Raw genomic sequence first — 4,211 nt, forward strand, 5'->3', positions numbered from 1 at the left:
GCAGGGGGGACCCTGTGGGAGAGTAGGACGCCGCCGAACAATTCTTCAGAAAAGCCCCTGATCCTTTTGGATCAGGGGCTTTTCGCATTTCCGTTTCGCGCTCAGTTGTCTTCGTCGTCCTGCGGCTGGGTGTCGTCGGTCTTCGGCTGCCCCTGGGCCTGGGCCGGCGTGGCCTCAGCGGTCGGGGCACCGGACGGCGTCGCCCCGGCCGGTGCCCCGGGCGCCGCCGGTACCGCGGAGGCCGACGGGTCCCCGGACGCGCCCGCGGCCGGGGATTCGGCCGGGGTCGCCTGGGCCGTCGGCACGGCCGCCGTTCCCCAGGACGGCCGGTCGAGCCACTTGTCCGCGCTGTTGGTGAGCCGGGCGACGTCCGTACCGTCCGGGCGCATGCTGTACAGGTCCGCGCCGGAGCCGGCGGGCGCCTGGGCGAAGACGATGGACTTGCCGTCGGGCGCGTAGGTGGCCGAGCCGTAGAAGGCGGTGGAAGGGGCGGGGGTGAGTGCGCCGATGGCAGTGCCGTCGGGGTGGACGGTGTAGATGCCGCCACCGGGGGCGTTGTCGGGCCCGGCCGGATAGGTGGTGAAGAGGATCTGAGTGCCGTCGGGGGACCAGGCCGCGCGGTCGCCGGCGCGCAGTTCCCAAGGGGTGAGCTGGCGCAGGCCGGTGCCGTCTGCGCCGACGACGTAGATGGCGCGGCTGTTGGCGGGCTGTGTGGTGGCGCTGGTGCGGTACTCGAAGGTGAGCTGCTTGCCGTCCGGGGACCAGCTGGGATTGCTGATGGCACCGGAGTAGGGCTTGTCGTTGGTGAGGAAGGTGAGCCGTTGGACGCTGGTGCCGTCGGGGTTCATCAGATAGAGGTCCGAGTACTGGACCTGGTTGTTGTGGGCCTGGTCCAGGGCCCCCCAGGAGCGGCTGAAGGCGAGTTGCTTGCCGTCCGGGGAGAAGGCGGGGGCGCGCTCGTCCTCGTTGGCGCAGTCGGCGGTGGCACTGCCGCTGTCGCACAGCTGGCTGATCTGGTGGGCGTTGTCGCCGTCGGCGGAGACCGTCCAGAGGCGGGCCGAGCCGGTCAGGGGGTCGGTGCGGTCGAAGGCGATGGCAGTGCCGTCGGGGGACCAGTCGGGGCGGTCATCGCGGGCGCGCTCGGGCGGTTGGGTGATCTGGTGCTGGCCGGCGCCGTCGGGCCCGAGGGTGACGATGGCGCTGGTGGCGCGGGTGGCGTCGGTGTAGGCCCGGCTGACGATCAGTCCGTTGTGGGCCTCGGCGTTCGCGGCGCCGACGACGCCGGGGGCCGCGGACGGGCTGGGGTCGGGCGAGGCGGTGGGTGATTCCGGGCGAATCTCGGAGAGCGGGATGTCGCCGGGTTCGGCCCCGCACCCGGTGAGCAGGGTGCCCACAAGCAGGAGGCCCGCACCGGCGGTTGCGCGGGTGCGGGCCTTGCTGCTGGTGGGGGACTGCCGTGTGCCGGTGATCCGTGTCATCTCCGTCTTCGACCTTTCCGACCGCTCCGACGTGTGCCCGACTCCGATGTGGGAGGGACGCAGGACGCATCCAGGAGGAAGGCCCTGGAACGAGCTGTCACTGTGTCAGACGGGGTGTGTCGACGGCCGGGGCGACACGCGACGGATCGCATTCGCTCGGTCACACGGAGTAGACGGGGTGGGTGGGGCGCGGCGGGGCGGGTCAGTCCCGGGCGGCGCGGCGCTCGGCCTTGGCGACGGCCTCCGCCTCGTCCTCGGCCTCGGCGACCTCCAGGGTGGGCGCGGTGCCGCCGAGCTGGGCGGGCAGCCACCAGGAGTCGTCCGGGCCGGACGGCTTGCCGGGGTACTCGCGCTGGGCCCGGTCGAGCATCTCGCTCATGGCGGCGCGCAGCTTTCTGGTGACCATGACGGGCTTGTCGCCCGGCTCCAGGTGAATCGGTTCGCCAATCATGATCGTCACCGGGACGTGGCGCTTGGTGAGGGTCTTCGGGCGGCCCTTGGTCCAGAGTTGCTGGGTGCCCCAGAGGATGACGGGCAGCAGCGGGGTGCCGGAGTCGGCGGCCATCCGGGCGGCGCCGGTCTTGAACTTCTTCAGCATGAACGAGCGGCTGATGGTCGCCTCGGGGAAGACCCCGACGACCTCGCCGGCCCGCAGGGCCCGGACGGCGGCCTCGTAGGCGGGCTGGCCGTCGGTGCGGTCGACCGGGATGTGCTTCATGCCGCGCATCAGCGGGCCGGAGATGCTGTGCCGGAAGACGTCGTCCTTGGCCATGAAGCGGGTCTTGCGCTTCCCGCCGCGGTAGGCGCCGAGGCCGGCGAAGAGGAAGTCCAGGTAGCTGATGTGGTTGCTGACCAGCACCGCTCCGCCCCTGGCGGGGATGTGCTCGGCGCCGACGATCTTGATCCGCACGTCGAGCGCACGGAAAGCGGTGAGTGCGGCGCCGATCACCGGCGGGTAGACGAACTCTGCCACGGTCAGTCCTGACTTCCACGGGCCGGGGCCCGGTACGGCGGGTACCCGAGCCGTGCGTGGGAGCCGACCGGAGCACGGCACGCCGCGGCGGTCACGGGTGATACACGGAGATGATCCCCCGAACGAGTGCCTGCTGTCACCTGAGCCGTGCGGTCAAGCGAATATTCACGGTGTGATGTCCGTGATGAAGCCGGGGTGGAACTTTTCCGTTGCCCGGCCCGCGGCGACCCGTCGGAGTTCAGGCCCCGGCGCCGAGCCGGCCCTGGGCGCGGCGGACGATCGGGTAGATCTCGGAGCCCAGGCAGTAGCCGAAGGCGGCGTTCAGGAAGGCAGCGGCCAGGGCGAAGGCGCCGGCCAGCAGGCCGAGCCAGAGGACCCCGGTGAAGTAGCCGAGGGCGGCCACGGTGGCGAACACCGCACCGCCGCCCTGGGTGAAGCGCAGCGGGCGCTCGTCCGCGGTCGCGGTGGGCGGCGCCAGGCGGGGTGCGACGAAGGTGTGGAAAAGCCAGCCGTACGGGGACAGTCGGGGGCCGCCGGCCGCGCCGAGCACGAACACCAGGGCCTGGGCGGCCAGCAGCAGGCCGCTGCCGGTGATCAGGGCGGCGGCCAGCACCAGGGTGGTGAGCGCGGCGGCGAAGCGGTGACCGCGGGGGTCGGTCTGCAAGGGGGCTCCGGGAGGGTCGCGACGGACGGCTGTGGTGGGGCGCGTCAGCGACAGCGGGCGGTGGTGGCCAGCCCCAGGTCGACGACGCGACGGACGGTCAGCAGCGGCGGGGAGGGGCGGTCGGAGTCCACCCGCCGATCGTACGGGGCTGGTGTCGGCAGGTCGACCACCCTTTCGGAGCCCGGCCGTGCTGTCGCAGACTGGAGGGATGACCGGACTGGTGGTGTGCCTCGTCGTGCTGGCGGCGGCGACCGTGTCCGGGCTGTCGAGGGCCGGGCGCGACGGGAGGCTGAGGGTGCGCACCAAGGACGGGGCGGTACGACTGTCGGAGGCGGAGCTGGGCGGGCCGCTCGGTGAGCGGGCGACTCTGGTGCAGTTCTCCACCGCTTTCTGCCAACCGTGCCGGGCTACCCGACGGGTGCTGGCCGAGGTGGCTGAGATGGTCGACGGGGTCGCGCACGTCGAGCTGGACGCCGAGGCCCAGCTGGAGCTGGTCCGCCGGCTGGAGGTGTTGCGGACGCCGACCGTCCTGGTGCTGGACGCGGGGGGCCGGGTGGTGCGCCGGGCGGCGGGGATGCCGCGCAAGGCGGACGTGATCGCGGCGCTCGGCCAGGTGGTGTGATTCGTGGGGAGCGGCTGAGGGGTGACGGGTCGGCGGGGAAAAGGCTGACGGATACAGCTGACAGCAAACAGATGATGAAATCTGTTCTCTGTTCTCTGTTCTCTGTTAGCTGTTAGCTGTTATCCGTTTGCCGTCGCGGTTCGCGCCGCCCCGCGAGGTGGACCCGGCCTCCGGCTGGGGCAGGATGGGCGCAAGCGGCGGCGCGCGCCCTCCGCCCTAAGCTACTGGCCAGTAGTGACCACTGGACTACCGGCGAGTATGCTGCCAGGAAGTTCCGGACCGGCACGGGAAACTCGCTGCCCGGAGCGGGTGCGTGGCGTGTTCGCACCCGCTTGCACGTCGCAGCCGCCGGACGAGACCAGTACAGGAGACAAGGCCGTGAGCTTGAGGATCGTCGTCTGTGTGAAGTACGTGCCGGACGCGACGGGTGACCGTCGTTTCGCGGACGACCACACCACTGACCGGGAGGGTGTG

4 protein-coding genes and 1 pseudogene are annotated in these 4,211 nt (G+C 71.6%); 2 read left to right on the forward strand and 3 right to left on the reverse strand.

Features of this window, described 5'->3' with window-relative positions; all coding sequences use genetic code 11:
* Window positions 1-101 precede the first annotated feature (101 nt).
* The 3 genes from ACZ7BZ_RS38200 to ACZ7BZ_RS38210 form a co-directional block, all read right to left on the reverse strand.
* Window positions 102-1,478 carry a TolB family protein gene (locus ACZ7BZ_RS38200; RefSeq protein WP_470362402.1) on the reverse strand — a complete coding sequence of 459 codons (1,377 nt, stop codon included), beginning with the start codon at window positions 1,476-1,478 and terminating at the stop codon, window positions 102-104.
* A gap of 202 nt (window positions 1,479-1,680) precedes the next feature.
* Entirely contained in the window at window positions 1,681-2,451 is a 771-nt protein-coding gene (locus tag ACZ7BZ_RS38205; RefSeq protein WP_465751358.1) for a lysophospholipid acyltransferase family protein, read from the reverse strand.
* 238 nt (window positions 2,452-2,689) lie between these two features.
* Window positions 2,690-3,115, reverse strand: a complete 426-nt coding sequence (locus ACZ7BZ_RS38210; RefSeq protein WP_470362403.1) for a DUF4395 domain-containing protein — start codon at window positions 3,113-3,115, stop codon at window positions 2,690-2,692.
* 208 nt (window positions 3,116-3,323) lie between these two features.
* Here ACZ7BZ_RS38210 and ACZ7BZ_RS38215 point away from each other — a divergent pair, with 208 nt between their 5' ends.
* Complete coding sequence (locus ACZ7BZ_RS38215) at window positions 3,324-3,737, forward strand: thioredoxin family protein (RefSeq protein ID WP_470362404.1); 414 nt, start codon at window positions 3,324-3,326, stop codon at window positions 3,735-3,737.
* A 378-nt stretch (window positions 3,738-4,115) separates the two neighbouring features.
* Window positions 4,116-4,211: pseudogene (locus ACZ7BZ_RS38220) on the forward strand (electron transfer flavoprotein subunit beta); the annotation flags it as partial.

This window comes from Kitasatospora sp. NPDC036934 (genome assembly GCF_055608425.1).